This is a genomic window from Streptomyces sp. NBC_01190, assembly GCF_045039895.1.
GTDB lineage: Bacteria > Actinomycetota > Actinomycetes > Streptomycetales > Streptomycetaceae > Actinacidiphila.
Genome location: NZ_CP108580.1, coordinates 6,051,393 through 6,069,049, shown reverse-complemented (window position 1 = coordinate 6,069,049; position 17,657 = coordinate 6,051,393). Strand labels below are relative to the sequence as shown.

11 protein-coding genes are annotated in these 17,657 nt (G+C 71.4%); 1 reads left to right on the top strand and 10 read right to left on the bottom strand.

What is annotated here, in order from left to right; all coding sequences use genetic code 11:
* Window positions 1–68: 68 nt before the first annotated feature.
* From cimA to OG519_RS25535, 5 genes are all read right to left on the bottom strand, one after another.
* Complete coding sequence (gene cimA / locus OG519_RS25555; protein WP_405588345.1) at window positions 69–1,679, bottom strand: citramalate synthase; 1,611 nt, start codon at window positions 1,677–1,679, stop codon at window positions 69–71.
* A gap of 436 nt (window positions 1,680–2,115) precedes the next feature.
* Window positions 2,116–3,201, bottom strand: a complete 1,086-nt coding sequence (locus OG519_RS25550; RefSeq protein WP_405588343.1) for a branched-chain amino acid aminotransferase — start codon at window positions 3,199–3,201, stop codon at window positions 2,116–2,118.
* Between the two features lie 162 nt (window positions 3,202–3,363).
* Complete coding sequence (locus tag OG519_RS25545) at window positions 3,364–4,401, bottom strand: 3-isopropylmalate dehydrogenase (RefSeq protein ID WP_405588340.1); 1,038 nt, start codon at window positions 4,399–4,401, stop codon at window positions 3,364–3,366.
* A gap of 523 nt (window positions 4,402–4,924) precedes the next feature.
* A complete protein-coding gene (gene pruA, locus OG519_RS25540) occupies window positions 4,925–6,607 on the bottom strand; it encodes an L-glutamate gamma-semialdehyde dehydrogenase (protein ID WP_405588337.1) in 1,683 nt (560 codons plus the stop codon).
* Between the two features lie 100 nt (window positions 6,608–6,707).
* Window positions 6,708–7,637 (bottom strand): proline dehydrogenase family protein, encoded by a 930-nt coding sequence (locus tag OG519_RS25535; protein WP_405588334.1) that lies wholly within the window; start codon window positions 7,635–7,637, stop codon window positions 6,708–6,710.
* Window positions 7,638–7,879: 242 nt separating this feature from the next.
* Here OG519_RS25535 and OG519_RS25530 point away from each other — a divergent pair, with 242 nt between their 5' ends.
* Window positions 7,880–9,052, top strand: coding sequence for a PucR family transcriptional regulator (locus tag OG519_RS25530; protein ID WP_405592988.1), 1,173 nt, complete (start codon window positions 7,880–7,882; stop codon window positions 9,050–9,052).
* Between the two features lie 91 nt (window positions 9,053–9,143).
* Here OG519_RS25530 and serA read toward each other — a convergent pair whose 3' ends face one another.
* The 5 genes from serA to OG519_RS25505 form a co-directional block, all read right to left on the bottom strand.
* Window positions 9,144–10,736 (bottom strand): phosphoglycerate dehydrogenase, encoded by a 1,593-nt coding sequence (serA, locus tag OG519_RS25525; RefSeq protein ID WP_405588332.1) that lies wholly within the window; start codon window positions 10,734–10,736, stop codon window positions 9,144–9,146.
* Between the two features lie 275 nt (window positions 10,737–11,011).
* Window positions 11,012–12,010: a ketol-acid reductoisomerase gene (ilvC, locus tag OG519_RS25520; protein ID WP_405588329.1), complete on the bottom strand. Its 999-nt coding sequence runs from the start codon at window positions 12,008–12,010 to the stop codon at window positions 11,012–11,014.
* A 125-nt stretch (window positions 12,011–12,135) separates the two neighbouring features.
* Window positions 12,136–12,663: an acetolactate synthase small subunit gene (gene ilvN, locus OG519_RS25515; protein WP_405588326.1), complete on the bottom strand. Its 528-nt coding sequence runs from the start codon at window positions 12,661–12,663 to the stop codon at window positions 12,136–12,138.
* A 29-nt stretch (window positions 12,664–12,692) separates the two neighbouring features.
* Window positions 12,693–14,564: an acetolactate synthase large subunit gene (locus OG519_RS25510; protein ID WP_405588323.1), complete on the bottom strand. Its 1,872-nt coding sequence runs from the start codon at window positions 14,562–14,564 to the stop codon at window positions 12,693–12,695.
* A gap of 240 nt (window positions 14,565–14,804) precedes the next feature.
* Complete coding sequence (locus OG519_RS25505) at window positions 14,805–17,630, bottom strand: putative bifunctional diguanylate cyclase/phosphodiesterase (protein WP_405588320.1); 2,826 nt, start codon at window positions 17,628–17,630, stop codon at window positions 14,805–14,807.
* Between the last annotated feature and the right edge of the window lie 27 nt (window positions 17,631–17,657).

Below are 17,657 nucleotides of genomic sequence, written 5' to 3'. Positions count from 1 at the left end.
CGCCGCCCGAGGGTACGGGCGGGGCGGGAGCCGGGGGGTACGGGCGGGGCGGGAGCCCCGGGGCCGGGCTACTCCTGCGGTTCGAGGCCCGCGCGCAGCAGACCGTAGGCGTACGCGTCGTCGAGGGCCTGCCAGGACGCGGCGATCACGTTGTCCGCGACACCGACCGTGGACCACTCGGTGGCGCCGTCGGTGGTGGTGATCAGCACCCGGGTGGTCGAGTCGGTGCCGTAGCGGCCTTCGAGGATCCGGACCTTGTAGTCGGCGAGCGCGAAGTGGGCGAGCTGGGGGTAGATCTGCTCCAGCGCGGCGAGCAGCGCCCGGTCCAGGGCGTTGACCGGGCCGTTGCCCTCGGCGGTGGCCACGATCCGCTCACCCTTCGCCCAGAGCTTGACGGTGGCCTCGTTGGCGTGGGTGCCGTCGGGGCGGTCCTCGGTGATCGCCCGCCAGGACTCGACCCGGAAGAAGCGGCGCGGGGTGCCCTCCGAGGCCCGCTCCAGCTCGTCGCGGAGCAGCAGCGCGAAGGACGCGTCGGCGGCCTCGTAGGTGTAGCCCTTCAGCTCGCGTTCCTTCACCCGCGCCACCACCCGGCCGACCAGCTCGCGGTCGCCGCCGAGGTCGATGCCGAGCTCCTTGCCCTTGAGCTCGATGGAGGCCCGGCCCGCCATGTCGGAGACCAGCATCCGCATGGTGTTGCCGACGAGCTCGGGGTCGATGTGCTGGTAGAGGTCGGGGTCGACCTTGATCGCCGAGGCGTGCAGTCCCGCCTTGTGCGCGAAGGCGGAGACACCGACGTACGGCTGGTGGGTGGAGGGCGGCAGGTTGACGACCTCGGCGATGGCGTGCGAGATCCGGGTCATCTCGCCGAGGGCGCCGGGCGGCAGGACCCGGCGGTCGTGCTTCAGCTCCAGCGCGGCGACCACCGGGAAGAGGTTGGAGTTGCCGACCCGCTCGCCGTATCCGTTGGCGGTGCACTGCACATGGGTGGCGCCGGCGTCGACCGCGGCGAGGGTGTTGGCGACCGCGCAGCCCGTGTCGTCCTGGGCGTGGATGCCGAGCCGGGCGCCGGTGTCGGTGAGCACCAGACCGGTGACGGCCTGCACCTGGGCGGGCAGCATGCCGCCGTTGGTGTCGCACAGCACCACCACGGACGCGCCGGCCTCGTGCGCGGTGCGCACCACCTGGGTGGCGTACTCGGCGTTGGCGCGGTAGCCGTCGAAGAAGTGCTCGCAGTCCACGAAGACCCGGCGGCCCTTGGCCACCAGATGGGAGACGGTGTCCTGGATCATCGCCAGGTTCTCTTCCAGGGTGGTGCGCAGGGCCAGCTCGACATGCCGGTCGTGGGATTTGGCGACCAGCGTGACGACCGGGGCGCCGGACTCGTACAGCGCTTTGACCTGCGGATCCTCGGCCGCCGTGGAGTTCGGCCGACGGGTGGCCCCGAAGGCCACCAGCTTGGCGTGCCGGAACTCGAGCTCCTTCTCGGCGCGCGCGAAGAACTCGGTGTCACGGGGATTGGCGCCGGGCCAGCCGCCCTCGATGAAGCCCACCCCGAAGTCGTCCAGGTGCCGGGCGATCGTCAGCTTGTCGGCGACGGTGAGGTTGATCCCCTCACGCTGGGCGCCGTCGCGCAGCGTGGTGTCGAAGACGTGGAAGCTGTCGTCCAGTTCGGCGGTCATGGCGTTGCTTGCTCCTGTCGGGTGAGTGGGTTCCCTGCGGGCGGTCGGGCCGTCCGGAGGTTCCGACTCCACTTGCCCCCATCATCCCGCGTGCCGTACGCCTCCGGCGGTGGTGGGCCGGGAAACGAAAAAACCCCTCGCGGATGCGAGAGGTCTGCACGCGGGTCTGGGGCACGATGCCGTTCGGCCGGGTTCAGCCGAACGGTCACTGCGGACCGGCGTGCCTGTTGCCGATAATCTTCGTGGCGTACGAGGACACGGCAGCAGTCTGGCATATCTCTACCGGCCGGTCACGGTGATCTCACCATCCGGGCCGATCGCCGTCGCCATCCGCAGTCCCGGCGGGCCCCGGCGGGCCTCGTCGGGGGCCCGGGGGACCGTCCGGCCGGCCGCGGGGCCGCCCACCCACGCGGCCGCGGCCGGCCACCGTCACCCGTCAGGCGACGGGGCGCATCCAGCCGTGCGCGTCGGGGGCGTGGCCGGTCTGGATGTCGAGCAGCGCGGCGCGCAGCTTCATGGTGACCTCGCCGGGCGTGCCGTCGCCGACCGTCCAGTTGACCCGGTTGGACTTCACGGAGCCGACCGGGGTGATGACGGCGGCGGTGCCGCAGGCGAAGACCTCGGTGATGGTGCCGTCCTCGTTGCCCGCCCGCCACTGATCGACGGAGATCCGTCCCTCGGTGACCTCGTACCCCAGGTCGGTGGCGATCTGCCGGACCGAGTCACGGGTGATGCCGGCGAGCAGCGAGCCGGACAGCTCGGGCGTCATCAGCTTGTCGCCCGACACGAAGAAGAGGTTGTTGGTGCCCATCTCCTCGACCCAGCGCCGCTCGATCGCGTCCAGCCAGACGACCTGGTCGCAACCGTGCGCGGTGGCCTGGGCCTGGGCGACGAGGGAGGCGGCGTAGTTGCCGCCGGCCTTGGCCTCGCCGGTGCCGCCGGGCGCGGCCCTGACGTACTCCTCGGAGAGCCACACCGAGACCGGCTTGACGCCGCCGGAGAAGTACGCCCCGGCCGGCGAGGCGATGACCATGAAGAGGAACGAGTTGGCGGGCCGCACACCGACGCCGACCTCGGTCGCGAACATGAACGGGCGGATGTACAGGGACTCCTCGCCGGTGGTGGGAACCCAGGCGATGTCCTGCTTGACCAGCGCGTCGACGGCGGCCAGGAAGGTCTCCTCCGGCAGCTCCGGCATGGCCATCCGGCGGGCCGAGCGCTGGAAGCGGCGGGCGTTCTGCTCGGGGCGGAAGGCGGCGACCGTGCCGTCCGCCTGGTGGTAGATCTTGAGGCCCTCGAAGATCGTCTGGGCGTAGTGCAGCGTCATGTTGGCGGGATCGATCGACAGCGGCGCGTACGGAACGAGCTGGGCGTCGTGCCAGCCATGGCCCTCGGTCCACCGGATGCTGACCATGTGGTCGGTGAAGTGGCGGCCGAAGCCGGGATTCGCCAGGATCCCCGCCCGCTCGGCGGCGGCGAGCGGATGCGAGGAGGGCTTGAGCTCGATCGTGGGCGTCGTCATGTGAGTGTCCTTCATGTCCTTCAGGTGTTCCGCTGCCGTCCCGCGAACGAGGACGTCCGAGTTTCCCGCCGAGAAGCGGCCCCGCCGATCTGATTATCGCAGCGGCGGGGCCGTGGGCTATCCGAGGAGATCCGAGGAGAAACTACCTTTGCCGTACCGGGGTCATACCCGGGCAGCGAGCGCGTCACCGATCCGGACGGTGGAGCGCGCCGGGCCGCCGGCCCGTTCGGCCAGATCGGCGTGGACGGCCGCGTCGATCCTGGCCGCCTCCTCGTCGTAGCCGAGGTGCTGGAGCAGCAGCGCCACCGAGAGCACGGTCGCGGTCGGGTCGGCCTTGGACTGCCCGGCGATGTCGGGGGCGGAGCCGTGCACCGGCTCGAACATCGAGGGGAAGGTCCGAGCGGGGTTGATGTTGCCGCTGGCGGCGACGCCGATACCGCCGGACACGGCAGCGGCGAGGTCGGTGATGATGTCGCCGAAGAGGTTGTCGGTGACGATCACGTCGAAGCGCTCCGGCTGGGTGACGAGGAAGATCGTCGCCGCGTCCACATGGAGATAGTCGGTGGCGACCTCGGGGAACTCCGCGCCGACGGCCTGGAAGATCCGGGTCCACAGGTGGCCCGCGTGCACCAGCACGTTGTTCTTGTGGACCAGCGTGAGCTTCTTGCGCGGGCGGGCCTGGGCGCGGGCGTACGCGTCCCGGACGACGCGCTCGATGCCGTACGCGGTGTTGAGGCTGACCTCGGTGGCGACCTCGTGCTCGGTGCCGGTCCTGATGGTGCCGCCGTTGCCGGTGTACGGGCCCTCGGTGCCCTCGCGGACCACCACGAAGTCGATCTCGGGGCTGCCGGCCAGTGGCGAGTCGACCCCGGGGAAGAGCTTGCTCGGCCGCAGGTTCACATGGTGGTCGAAGGCGAACCGCAGCTTCAGCAGGAAGCCGCGCTCCAGGACACCCGACGGCACCGAGGGGTCGCCGATCGCGCCGAGCAGGATGGCGTCGTGTTCCTGGAGCTGCGCGAGGTCGTCGTCGGTGAGCGTCTGTCCGGTGGCGTGGTACCGCTTCGCGCCGAAGTCGTATTCCTTGGTCTCCAGCTTGACGTCCTCCGGGAGGACCGCGGCGAGGACCTTCAGGCCCTCCGCCACGACTTCCTGGCCGATGCCGTCACCGGGGATCACTGCGAGGCTGATGCTGCGAGACATGCGCGGCACACTACCCCGCGTCCCAGCCTGTGACATGGCTCGTCCGCATGTCGGACGGTTTTTCGCCGGCGCCGGGCCCCGGCGTCAGGCGGCCCGCTGGGATTCGTGACCGGTCTGGCCGCCGTTGTCACGACGGTCCATGGAGCGCTGCAAGGCGCGCAGGGCGTTCTGGCGGGCGTTCTCGTCCATGGTGATCAACTCCCGTGAGAAGACTGGAGAGATGGCGGATTCGGTCGCCGCGGAACGGGGCGGAGAGCGGCGCCGCGGGGGTGACCCGCGCTACGGGCGCCTGCTCGATCCGCCGCTCGTCCGATGGGACGAGACGTTCGGCTCGCTACCACGGTAGGACAGCCCGGCCGCCTTGTCGCCCCGATTACTCGGACGTCCTAGTATCTGAGACGACTGTCACCCGATCGCTCCAGGGCGTGACATGGCGAAGCCCGCCGCCGGGTGCGAGCCGGGGGCGGGGGCCGGTTGGGGTCAGGTCGGGAGCTGTCAGGACCGCGGGCGCGAGGCCCGGGGATCAGCCCTGGTGCGGGTAGTGGTAGTCGGTCGGCGGGACCAGCGTCTCCTTGATCGCGCGGGTGGAGGTCCAGCGCATCAGGTTCTGGGCGGCGCCCGCCTTGTCGTTGGTGCCGGAGGCCCGGCCGCCGCCGAAGGGCTGCTGGCCGACGACGGCGCCGGTCGACTTGTCGTTGATGTAGAAGTTGCCGGCCGCGAAGCGCAGGGCGGCCATCGCCCGGGCCGCGGCGGCCCGGTCCCGGGCGATGACGGAGCCGGTGAGGGCGTAGCGCGCGACCGACTCCATCTGGGCGAGCATCGCGTCGAAGGCCGTTTCGCCACCGTCGCCGCCGTCGTCCTCGCCGTCGTCCTCGCCGTCCGCGCCGTCGTCATAGACGTGGATGCCGAGGACCGGACCGAAGTACTCCTCGCGGAAGATCTCGTTGTCCGGGTCGGTGGAGACCAGGACGGTGGGGCGGACGAAGTAGCCGACCGAGTCGTCGTACGTGCCGCCGGCCACCACCTCGACGGTCGGGTCCGCCGCAGCGCGGTCGATGGCGGCCTTGTTCTTGGCGAAGGCGCGCTCGTCGATGACCGCGCCCATGAAGTTGCTGAGGTCGCTGACGTCACCCATGGTGATGCCGTCCACCTCGGCGGCGAACTCCTCCTTGAAGCCGTTCTCCCAGATCGAGCGCGGGATGTAGGCACGGGAGGAGGCCGAGCACTTCTGGCCCTGGTATTCGAAGGAGCCGCGGGTCAGCGCCGTCCTGAGCACCGCCGGGTCGGCCGACGGGTGGGCGACCACGAAGTCCTTGCCGCCGGTCTCGCCGACGATCCGCGGGTACGAGCGGTAGTGCTCGATGTTCTCGCCGACCGTCCGCCACAGGTGCTGGAAGGTTTTGGTGGACCCGGTGAAGTGGATGCCGGCCAGGTCCTGGTGGGCCAACGCGACCTCGGAGACGGCGAGGCCGTCACCGGTGACCAGGTTGATCACACCGTCCGGCAGTCCGGCCTCGCGCAGCAGCCTCATCAGCAGCACCGCGGAGTGCGTCTGCGTCGGGGACGGCTTCCACACCACGACATTGCCCATCAGTGCGGGCGCGGTGGGCAGATTCCCGGCGATGGCGGTGAAGTTGAAGGGCGTGATCGCGTAGACGAAGCCTTCGAGCGGGCGGTGGTCCAGCCGGTTCCACACCCCGGGCGCGTTGGCGACCGGCTGCTCGGCGAGGATCTGCCGGGCGAAGTGGACGTTGAACCGCCAGAAGTCGACCAGCTCGCAGGGGCTGTCGATCTCGGCCTGCTGCACGGTCTTGGACTGGCCGAGCATGGTGGACGCGACCAGCGTCTCCCGCCACGGCCCGGCCAGCAGCTCGGCGGCGCGCAGGATGATCGCGGCCCGGTCGTCGAAGGACATCGCGCGCCAGGCGGGGGCGGCGGCGAGCGCTGCGTCGACGGCGTCCTGGGCGTCCTGGGTGGTCGCGTTGGCGTAGGTGCCGAGGCGGGCGCCGTGGTTGTGCGGCTGCACGACGTCGAACCGCTCGCCGCCGCCCATCCGCTCCTCCCCGCCGATGAAGAGGGGGAGGTCGACCGGGTTGGCGGCCAGCTCCTTCAGCTTCGCTTCGAGGCGGGTGCGCTCCGGGCTGCCCGGCGCGTAGGAGTGCACCGGCTCGTTGACCGGCGCGGGGACCTGGGTCACGGCGTCCATGAGGGGTTTCTCCTTGGGGAAGTCCGGGGGTGCGGGTGGTGCTCGGGGGTGCTCGGGGGGCCGAGAGGCAGTTCAACGGGCCGGGCTCGGCCGATGGGCCTCAGCGGGTGGGCGCGAACGAGCGGAGGAAGAAGCCCAGGTTGGCCGGGCGCTCGGCGAGGCGGCGCATGAAGTAGGCGTACCAGTCGGCGCCGTAGGGGACGTAGACCCGCATCCGCTCCCCCGCCTCGGCCAGCCGGCGCTGCTCGGCGGTCCTGATGCCGTAGAGCATCTGGAACTCGTAGGAGCCGCTCGCCCGGTGGTTGCGGGCGGCCAGCTCCTGGGCGATGGCGATCATGCGGGGGTCGTGCGAGCCGACCATCGGGTAGCCGTCGCCGGCGAAGAGCGTGCGCAGCACGCGGACGTACGCCCGGTCCACGTCCTTCTTCTCCTGGAACGCCACCGAGGCCGGCTCCCGGTAGGCGCCCTTGACCAGCCGGACCCGGGATCCGGCGGTGGCGAGCGCGCGGGCGTCCTCCTCGGTACGGAAGAGGTACGACTGGAGGACCGCGCCCGTCAGCGGGTGCGCGCGCCGCAGCTCATGGAGGATGGCCAGCGTCGAGTCGACGGTGGTGTGGTCCTCCATGTCGAGGGTGACGGTGGTGCCGATCTCGGAGGCGAGCTCGGCGACCTGGCGGATATTGTCCAGCGCGATGTCGTGGCCGTCGCCGGGGAGGGCCTGACCGAAGGCGGTGAGCTTGACGGACACCTCGGCGCGGTCGCCCAGCTTCTCGTCCCGCAGGGTTTCCAGCAGCCGGAGGTAGGCGTCACGGGTGGCGCGGGCGGTCGCCTTGTCGCTGACGCCCTCGCCGAGGTGGTCCAGGGTGACATCGAGGCCGGCCGCGGTCAGCGCGCGGACCGTGGCCAGCGCGGGGTTGAGCGCGTCACCGGCGACGAAGCGGTTCACCACGGGTCGGGTCAGCGGAGCGGCCGCGATGACGCGGCGCATCCGGTCGCTGCGGGCGGCGGCGAGCAACACGGGACCGAGCACGGGGTCCTCCAGGGCCAGATGAGCGGATGCTCACGGTGGACAGCGGGCGTTACCGCGATTGTGGGCTTCGCCTACCCCGGGAACCACGGACACCTGTCACGCATCCGGGTGCGATCCCTCATACAGATGTATGAAGTGTGCGGGACAATGGGGAGGTGCGGACGGACCATGGCGGACCCGGTGGATACAGCGGCAACAGCGGATACGGCGGCCCCGGTGCATACGGCGGCTACGGCGACGGCGTGCAGGACCTCGTGGACGAGGTCTCGGCGCTGCTCGGCGCGCCCGCCACCCTGGAGGACCGCGACTTCCGGCTGATCGCCTTCGGGGCGCACGACAGCGAGGACGACACGGCGATGGACCCGGTCCGCACCCGTTCCATCCTCACCCGGCGCTCCACCAGCGAGGTCCGCGCCTGGTTCGAACGCTTCGGCATCGCCCGCGCCACCGGCCCGGTCCGTATCCCGGCGGAACCCGCCGAGGGCGTCTTCCGCGGCCGCCTGTGCCTGCCGGTCCGGCACGCGGGCGTGGTGCACGGCTATGTCTGGCTGCTCGACGAGGCGGAGCACTCCCCCGCCCAGCTCGACGCCGCCATGGCGGTGGCGGCCCGGATCGGCGACCGGCTCGCCGCGGCCTCGCTCACCGGCGCCGCCGCGGACGACGCCTTGCGCGCCCTGCTGACCGCCGGGTCCCGTACGGCCGGGTCCCGTACAGCCGGCGCCGAGGCCGAAGAGGCGCTGCGCGCCGCCCTGGGCCCCGACGCCGACCAGCCGCACGCCCTGGTCTGTCTTCGGCCGCCCGCTCCCGCCGAGCGGCGGCCGCACGGGAGCGGGCTCGACGAACTGCCGGGGACGCGCTCCATCCCGTCCGCCGCCGCGGTCACCGCCCTGCCCGGCGGTCAGGTCGCCCTGCTGGTACGGCTCAGGTCGCCGCTGCTGCGCGCCCCGGCGGAAGCGGCGGCCGACCGGCTGCTGGCGGCGGCCGGGGGCGGCGTGGGCGCCGACGGACCGGTCGCCGGGGTGAGCGAGGCCCGGCTCACGCTGGCCGAACTGCCCGCCGCCTGGGCCGAGGCGGTGGCCGCCGCCCGGGCCGCCGCGGCCGAGCCCCGGCTGGCACCGGTCGCCCACTGGGGCGAGTTGGGCGCCTACCGCCTGCTGACGGCGCTGCCACCGGGCGCGGCCCCTGACCCGGCGGTGGCCCCGCTGCTCGCCCCCGCCAACCGCGAACTCGCGCACACCGCCGAGGTCTTCCTCGATCACGCGGGCCAAGCGGGCCGCACCGCCGCCGCCTTGGCCGTCCACCGGCAGACGCTCTACTACCGCCTCTCGCGTATCGAGCACCTCACCGGCCTCGACCTCTCCGACGGTGAGGCCCGGCTGCTGCTCCATATGGCGCTCAAGGCGGCCCGGTTGTGACGCCGGCCGGCCCGGTTACGCCACCACCGCCGTCCCCAGGAGTGGGCAACGGCGGTGGTGTCGACGCGAGTTGACGCGCGGGGACGGACTGTCAGGCGGTGAGGTTGACCGCGCGGGCGGAGGTCGCGCCGATCTCGCCGGCGATGTCGGTGAGCACGCCCGCCGGGATGGTGGAGTCGACGGTGAGGGCGACCAGCGCGTCGCCGCCGACCGCCGAGCGGGCCACCTGCATTCCGGCGATGTTCACGTCGACCTCGCCGAGGATGCGGCCGAGGGTGCCGACGACGCCGGGCCGGTCGGTGTAGCTGAGGAAGGCCATGTGGTCGGCGAGGACCAGCTCGACATCGTGGTCGCCGATCGCCACGATCTTCTGGATGTGCTTGGGGCCGGCCAGGGTGCCGGAGACCGAGACCTCGGTGCCGTCGGCGAGGGTGCCGCGGACGGTGACGAGGTTGCGGTGGTTGGGGGACTCGCTGCTGGTGGTGAGGCGGACCTCGACCCCGCGCTCCTGGGCGAAGAGCGGCGCGTTGACGTAGGACACCGTCTCGGCCACCACATCCTCGAACACGCCCTTGAGCGCGCTGAGTTCGAGGATCTTCACATCGTGCTGGGTGATCTCGCCGCAGACCTCGACATCGAGCCGGGCGGCGACCTCGCCGGCCAGCGCGGTGAAGATCCGGCCCAGCTTCTCGGCCAGCGGCAGACCGGGCTTGACGTCCTCGGCGATGACGCCGCCCTGGACGTTCACCGCGTCCGGCACCAGCTCACCGGCGAGCGCGAGCCGCACCGACCGGGCGACCGCGATACCGGCCTTCTCCTGCGCCTCGTCGGTGGAGGCGCCCAGGTGCGGGGTGGCCACCACGTTGTCGAACTGGAAGAGCGGGGAGTCGGTGCAGGGCTCCTTGGCGTACACATCGAGGCCGGCCCCGGCCACCCGGCCCTCCTTGAGCGCGGCGGCCAGCGCCTCCTCGTCCACGATGCCGCCGCGGGCGGCGTTGACGATCCGCACCGACGGCTTGACCTTGTGCAGTGCCTCGTCGCCGATCAGGCCGAGCGTCTCGGGGGTCTTCGGCAGGTGCACGGTGATGAAGTCGGAGGTCTCCAGCAGCTCGTCCAGCGTCAGCAGCTTGACGCCCATCTGGGCGGCGCGCGCGGGCTGCACATAGGGGTCGTACGCGACGACCCGCATCCCGAAGGCGGCCATCCGCTGGGCGACCAGCACCCCGATCCGGCCGAGGCCGACCACGCCGAGCACCTTCTCGCTCAGCTCGACACCGGTGTACTTGTTCCGCTTCCACTCCCCCGCCTTGAGCGCCGCGTTGGCCGGCGCGATGTTGCGGGCGGTGGCGATGAGCAGTCCGCAGGCGAGTTCGGCGGCGGTGACGATGTTCGAGGTGGGAGCGTTGACGACCATCACGCCCGCCTTGGTGGCGGCGGACACGTCCACGTTGTCGAGACCGACGCCGGCCCGGGCGACGACACGGAGCTTGCGGGCGGCCGTCACCGCTTCCGCGTCGACCTTGGTGGCGCTGCGGATCAAGATGGCGTCGACGTCGGCGATGGCGGACAGCAGTTCGGCTCGGTCCGCGCCGTTGCAGTGCCGGATCTCGAAGTCCGGGCCGAGCTCGTCCACCGTGGCGGGCGACAGCTCTTCTGCGATGAGTACGACAGGCTTCTGGCTCACGTGGTCCTCACTTGTCCTGCGTGGGCGGCCGGTCCCGATCGACCGCTCCAGGGAGGCGGGCGGGGTGCGGGTGGAGGGCATGCCGCGTGGAAGACGCACGACGCTGTGAGCCTGACGCGCTTGTTAACGAAGTGTATCGGCGGCCTTCACGCGCGCCTTCGCCGAAATGGCGGATCACCCGGCGGGCATGCGTCGCTTCGTACAAACCCGGGGCTCACAGCCTGTGGAGATGTGTACGAAACGGCGCCCGCACGGGTGATCCGTGACGCCGAGAGTTACGCCTCTTCGTCGACCCAGCTCATCAGCTTGCGGAGCTTCTTGCCCGTGGTCTCCAGCAGGTGGTTCTCGTCGGCCTTCTTGTACTCGTTGTAGCGCGGCAGGCCGGCGTTGTACTCGGCGATCCAGGCGTTGGCGAAGGTGCCGTCCTGGATCTCGGCGAGCACCTTCTTCATCTCGGCCTTGGTGTTGTCGTTGATGATCCGGGGGCCGGTGATGTAGTCGCCCCACTCGGCGGTCTCGGAGACCGACCAGCGCATCTTCTCCAGGCCGCCCTCGTACATCAGGTCGACGATGAGCTTCAGCTCGTGCAGGCACTCGAAGTAGGCGATCTCCGGCTGGTAGCCGGCCTCGACCAGCGTCTCGAAACCGGCCTTGACCAGCGCCGAGGTGCCGCCGCAGAGCACCGCCTGCTCGCCGAAGAGGTCGGTCTCGGTCTCCTCGGTGAACGTGGTCTTGATGACGCCGGCCCGGGTGCCGCCGATGCCCTTGGCGTAGGAGAGGGTCAGCGCGAACGCCTTGCCGGTCGCGTCCTGCTCGACCGCCGCGATGCACGGCACGCCGCGGCCTTCCTCGTACTGGCGGCGCACCAGGTGGCCGGGGCCCTTGGGGGCGACCATACAGACGTCGACACCGGCCGGCGGCTTGATGAAGCCGTAGCGGATGTTGAGGCCGTGGCCGAAGAAGATGGCGTCGCCGTCCTTGAGGTTGTCCTTGATGGACTCCTCGTAGACACGGGACTGGATCGGGTCCGGCACCAGGATCATGATCACATCGGCTTCGGCGGCGGCCTCGGCCACCGGCAGCACCCGCAGGCCCTGCTCCTCGGCCTGGGCCTTGGACTTCGACCCCTCGTGCAGACCGACGCGCACATCGACGCCGGAGTCGCGCAGCGACAGCGCGTGGGCGTGGCCCTGGCTGCCGTAGCCGATGACCGCGACCTTGCGGCCCTGGATGATGGACAGGTCGGCGTCGTCGTCGTAGAACAGCTCGGCCACTTCGGGTCTCTCCTTGAATCGGGGTGATGCGACCCACCGTACGACGGGTGGGGCGGGGAGTGGTTCGGGGGTCTCGCGATACGGATCGGTACGTTCCGGCTGTTCACCGGGGTCCGATCCGGGGATCAGGCGGACCGGTCGAGCGCGCGCAGCGAGCGGTCGGTGATGGAGCGGGCGCCGCGGCCGATCGCGATGGTGCCGGACTGCACCAGCTCCTTGATGCCGAACGGCTCCAGCATCTTGAGCATGGCCTCCAGCTTGTCGGCGCCGCCGGTCGCCTCGATGGTGACCGCCTCGGGGGAGACGTCCACCGTCTTGGCGCGGAAGAGCTGGACGATCTCCACGATCTGGGACCGGGTCTCGTTGTCGGCCCTGACCTTCACCAGGACGAGTTCGCGCGCGACGGCCGCCCCGGGGTCGAGTTCGACGATCTTCAGCACGTTGACCAGCTTGTTGAGCTGCTTGGTCACCTGTTCGAGAGGCAGTTCGTCGATGACGTTGACGACGATGGTGATCCTGGAGATCTCGGGGTGTTCGGTGGTGCCGACCGCGAGTGAGTCGATGTTGAAGCCGCGGCGGGAGAAGAGCGCGGTGATCCTGGCCAGGACGCCGGGCTTGTTCTCCACCAGAACCGAGAGCGTGTGCTTGGACATGGGGTTGGGTTTCCTTCTCTCGCGCGCGCTCAGTCGGCCATGCCGTCGCTGAAGTCCGGGCGGACGTCGCGGGCGGCCATGATCTCGTCGTTGGAGGTGCCGGCCGCGACCATCGGCCACACCATGGCGTCCTCGTGGACGATGAAGTCGACCACCACCGGGCGGTCGTTGATGGAGTTGGCCTTGGCGATCACCGCGTCCAGCTCGTCGGGGCTCTCGCAGCGCAGACCCACACAGCCCATCGCCTCGGAGAGCTTGACGAAGTCCGGGACCCGGGTGCCGAGGTTCTGGATGGAGCCGACCCCCTGGGTGGAGCCGGGGACGCTCTCGGCGCCGGAGTGCAGCACCGTGTTGGAGAACCGCTCGCCGTAGAAGAGGTGCTGCCACTGGCGGACCATGCCGAGGGCGCCGTTGTTGATGATGGCGACCTTGATCGGGATGTTGTTCAGGGCGCAGGTGACCAGCTCCTGGTTGGTCATCTGGAAGCAGCCGTCGCCGTCGACGGCCCACACCGTGGCGTCGGGCATGCCGGCCTTGGCGCCCATCGCGGCCGGCACCGCGTAGCCCATGGTGCCGGCGCCGCCGGAGTTGAACCAGGTGGCGGGCTTCTCGAACTTGATGAACTGGGCGGCCCACATCTGGTGCTGCCCGACGCCCGCCGCGAAGAGGGTGTTCTCCGGGGCGAGCTGGCCGATCCGCTCGATCACCTGCTGCGGGGAGAGGCTGCCGTCGGCCGGGATGTCGTAGCCGAGCGGGTAGGTGTTGCGCCAGAAGTTGAGGTGGTTCCACCACTCGGCGTAGTCGCCCTTGTGGCCGGCCTCGTGGTCGGCCTGGACGGCGACGACCAGATCGGCGAGCACCTCGCGGGCGTCGCCGACGATCGGCACGTCCGCCACCCGGTTCTTGGAGATCTCGGCCGGGTCGATGTCGGCGTGCACGATCTTGGCGAACGGCGCGAAGGTGTCGAGCCGGCCGGTGACCCGGTCGTCGAACCGGGCGCCGAGCGCGATGATCAGGTCGGCCTTCTGGAGCGCGGTGACCGCGGAGACGTCGCCGTGCATGCCGGGCATGCCGACGTGCTGCGGGTGGCTGTCGGGGAAGGCGCCGAGCGCCATCAGGGTGGTGGTGACGGGGGCGCCGGTCAGCTCGGCGAGGATGCGCAGCTCGGCGGTGGCGTGCGCCTTGAGAACGCCGCCGCCCACGTAGAGGACGGGGCGCCTCGACTCGTTGAGCAGCCGGGCGGCCTCGCGGATCTGCTTGGCGTGCGGCTTGGTGACCGGGCGGTAGCCGGGCAGGTCCTGCTGGGGCGGCCAGGAGAAGGTGGTCTCGTTCTGCAGGGCGTCCTTGGCGATGTCGACCAGGACCGGGCCCGGGCGGCCGGTGGAGGCGATGTGGAACGCCTCGGCGATGGTCCGCGGGATCTCCGCGGCATCGGTGACCAGGAAGTTGTGCTTGGTGATCGGCATGGTGATGCCGCAGATGTCCGCCTCCTGGAAGGCGTCGGTCCCGATCGCCTTGGAGGCGACCTGGCCGGTGATGGCGACGATCGGCACCGAGTCCATGTGGGCGTCGGCGATCGGGGTCACCAGGTTGGTGGCGCCGGGGCCCGAGGTGGCCATGCAGACCCCGACCCGGCCGGTGGCCTGGGCGTAGCCGGTGGCGGCGTGGCCGGCGCCCTGCTCGTGCCTGACCAGCACATGGCGGACCTTCACCGAGTCCATCAGCGGGTCGTAGGCCGGCAGGATCGCGCCACCGGGGATGCCGAACACCGTGTCGGCGCCGACGGCCTCGAGGGAGCGGATGAGGGACTGCGCGCCCGTCATCCGCTCGGCGGGGGCGGCGGGCGCCGCGCTGCGGGTCCGCGGCTGCGGATGGTGGGACCCGGTGGCCTGCTCGGTCATCTGCGTACTCTTCTCTCGAAGATGAGGGTGCGGGGGTGCTGCGAGGGTTGCGGTGCTGCGGTGCTGCGGGGTGCTCAGGGGTACTGCGGACAACAAAAAACCCCTCGTGCCGTGAGGCAAGCGAGGGGAGCGCGCCGGTGCGTGCGAGGCGGTGTGAGGCCTCGGTCAGCCGACGCGCTTTCCAAGTACGAGAATTCGGGTGCGCATGGCGATGACCTTCCTCCGCTCCCCTGTGGGGTGTCAAGCCGGTGGGACAGGCGTCTCAGCATTTGAACGTCGGGCGGGCACGGACCGGCCCCGCGCGGTGATCTGCTCGCGCGGCGCGTCATGCGGTACGGGGTAGTCGCCGCGGGTCAGCGTGCCGCGCAGCCGGTGCTCGTCGAGCGGGCCGGAGAAGGCCATCCCGAGGCCGTGCAGACAGCCCATCTCGCGGAGCGTCCGTACCTGCTCCGGGTGGTCCAACCCGTCGGCGACGGCGTGGATGCCGAGGTCGGCGGCGATCCGCAGCAGTCCGCCGGTGATCTTGCGCAGCCGGGCCGATTCGACCACCCCTTCGGTGAAGGTACGGTCGATCTTGACCACGTCGACCGGGAGGGTGCGCAGCGCGCCCAGCGTGCCGTAACCACTGCCGAAGCCGCCGAGCGCGATCCGCACCCCGAGCCCCCGCAGGGCGGTCAGGCGGCGCTCCAGCTCCTGCGGGGGCAGCTGCGGATCGCCGCCCGGGAGCTCCAGGATCAGCCCGCCGGGGGGCAGCTCATGGCGGGCCAGCAGGCGTTCGACATCGCTGTCGGGCACCCGGCGGGCGGCGAGCTGTACGGTGACCGGCGTCCGGTGACCCGCGCCGTAACGCAGCGCGGCCTGCTCCACGGCGTGCTCCAGCAGCCATCGCCCCATGTCTAACCTGCGGTCGGGGGGCTCACTGCCGCGCAGCAGGAACTCCGCCGGGGTGAAGAGGATGCCCGTCGCCGACCGCCAGCGGGCCTGGGCCTCGACGCCGGTGATGCGGCCGCCGGCCAGTTCGACCACTGGCTGGTGCAGCAGGGTGAACTCACCGTCGTGCACCGCTCGGCGTAGTTTTCCGGCCATTTCGGTGCGGCGGACGGCGTCCGCCTGCATCTGCGGCGCGAAGAGCTCGACCCGGCCCTTGCCCGCCTGCTTGGCGCGGTACATCGCCAGGTCGGCGTTGCGCATCACCTCGCTGGGGGTGGCGCCCGGCTCGGCGAAGGCGATGCCGATACTGGCGCCGACCCGCACCTCGCCCCCTTCCAGCCGGTAGGGGGAGGAGAGGATGGCGCGCAGCCGGTCGGCGATGTCCCGGATCTGCCGCTCGCGTACGCCCGGCTCGGCGCCGTCGGGACCGGTGATCAGGGCGGCGAACTCGTCCCCGCCGAGCCGGGCGGCGCTGTCGCCGACCCGCAGCGCTTCCTGGAGCCGCCGGGCCGCCTGGGTGAGCAGTTCGTCCCCGGCCTGGTGGCCGGCGGTGTCGTTGACCGCCTTGAAGCCGTCGAGGTCCACATAGAGGACCGCGGGTCTGCCGTCCCCGGCGCGCCGCCCGGTCAGCGCCAGCCCGACCCGTTCGGTGAACAGGGCCCGGTTGGGCAGGTCGGTGAGCGGGTCGTGGGAGGCGTTGTGCTGCAACCGGGCCTGGAGGATGACCCGTTCGGTGACGTCCCGGCTGTTGAAGATCAGGCCGCCCTGGTAGCGGTTGACGCTGGATTCGACATGCAGCCAGCACTCCCGGCCGCCCCGGCCGGCACCCGAGCGGATCCGGCACTCGATCCGGGTGGCGGGCTCCTCGCTCGGCGAGGCGGCCAGGAAACGGCGCACCTCGTGCAGCACCCGGCCGAGGTCGTCGGGGTGGATGTGGGCGGCCAGCTCGGTGCCGATCATCTCCTGCGGGTCCCGGCAGTAGACCCCCTGCGCGGCGGGGCTGACGTACCGCAGCACGCCGGTGGGGGCGGCGATCATGATCACGTCGCTCGAGCCCTGCACCAGCGAGCGGAAGTGGTTCTCCTGCTGGGCGAGCTCCTGGGTGAGCGCGATGTTGTCGAGCAGCATGATGCCCTGGCGGACCACCAGGGCGAGCACCACGCTGGCTCCGGTGATGAGGACCACGTGGTCGCACTTCTGGCCGGTGATCACGTTGTAGAGGATGCCGAGGGTGCAGACCGCCGCGGCGAGGTACGGGGTGAGCGCGGTGAGCGAGCCGGCCGACTTGCGCGGGACGGTGCCGGTTTTCCGCTGCGGCTGGGTGCGGGCGCCGACCCAGGGCGCGTGGGCCATCAGCATCGCGCCGGCGAACCAGCCCGCGTCGAGGATCTGGCCGGACCGGTAATGGGCCCGCAGCAGCGGCGAGGTGAACAGCGCGTCGCACAGCACGGTCAGCGCCAGCGCGGCCAGCGCGGTGTTGACCGCCGCCCGGTTCACCGCCGAGCGGCGGAAGTGCAGCGCGAGCACCATGCTGACCAGCACGATGTCCAGCAGCGGGTAGGCGAGCGAGAGCGCGGTCCTGGCGGTGCTGCGGCCGTCCCAGTGGGCGGCGTGGGCGAGCGCCAGGATCCAGGAGAGGGTGAGCAGCGAGCCGCCGACCAGCCAGGTGTCGAGCCCCAGACAGACCCAGCCGGCCTTGGTCACCGGGCGCTTGGCGAGGACCAGCAGGCCGATGATCGAGGGCGGGGCGAACATCAGGAAGCAGAAGTCGGCCAGGGAGGTCCGCGGCACCGGCTCGCGCAGCACCACCTCGTACCACCCCCAGATGCCGTTGCCGAGGGCGAGCATCGCGGAGGAGAGGGCGAAGAGCACCCAGGCCGGGCGGTGCGGTCCGGCCACCCGGCGGGCGTAGAGCAGCGCCGAGACGGTGGCGGCGGCCGAGCCGGCGGCGAGCCCGAAGTCGCCCATGATCATGGCGAGGTCGGTGGAGCCCCAGCCGAGGGCGGCCCCGGTCGTGTAGCCGGCGCAGAGCACGGCGACCAGGAGTTGGGGCAGCACCACGGCCCGGCCGCAGCGGGCCGCGACCGGCGCGGGGAGGACCGCCGCCGCGCCGGCGCCGCCCGCGCCGCCGCTCATGCCGCGCCCCGGCGGGGCCGACGCGGC

What these genes read in the sequence shown, in the direction of transcription:
- OG519_RS25550 (WP_405588343.1), bottom strand. Translation starts at nt 3,201, where the DNA reads ATGACGACGCCCACGATCGAGCTCAAGCCCTCCTCGCATCCGCTCGCC.
- OG519_RS25505 (WP_405588320.1), bottom strand. Translation starts at nt 17,630, where the DNA reads ATGAGCGGCGGCGCGGGCGGCGCCGGCGCGGCGGCGGTCCTCCCCGCG.
- OG519_RS25510 (WP_405588323.1), bottom strand. Translation starts at nt 14,564, where the DNA reads ATGACCGAGCAGGCCACCGGGTCCCACCATCCGCAGCCGCGGACCCGC.
- ilvN (WP_405588326.1), bottom strand. Translation starts at nt 12,663, where the DNA reads ATGTCCAAGCACACGCTCTCGGTTCTGGTGGAGAACAAGCCCGGCGTC.
- pruA (WP_405588337.1), bottom strand. Translation starts at nt 6,607, where the DNA reads ATGGACGCCGTGACCCAGGTCCCCGCGCCGGTCAACGAGCCGGTGCAC.
- OG519_RS25545 (WP_405588340.1), bottom strand. Translation starts at nt 4,401, where the DNA reads ATGTCTCGCAGCATCAGCCTCGCAGTGATCCCCGGTGACGGCATCGGC.
- cimA (WP_405588345.1), bottom strand. Translation starts at nt 1,679, where the DNA reads ATGACCGCCGAACTGGACGACAGCTTCCACGTCTTCGACACCACGCTG.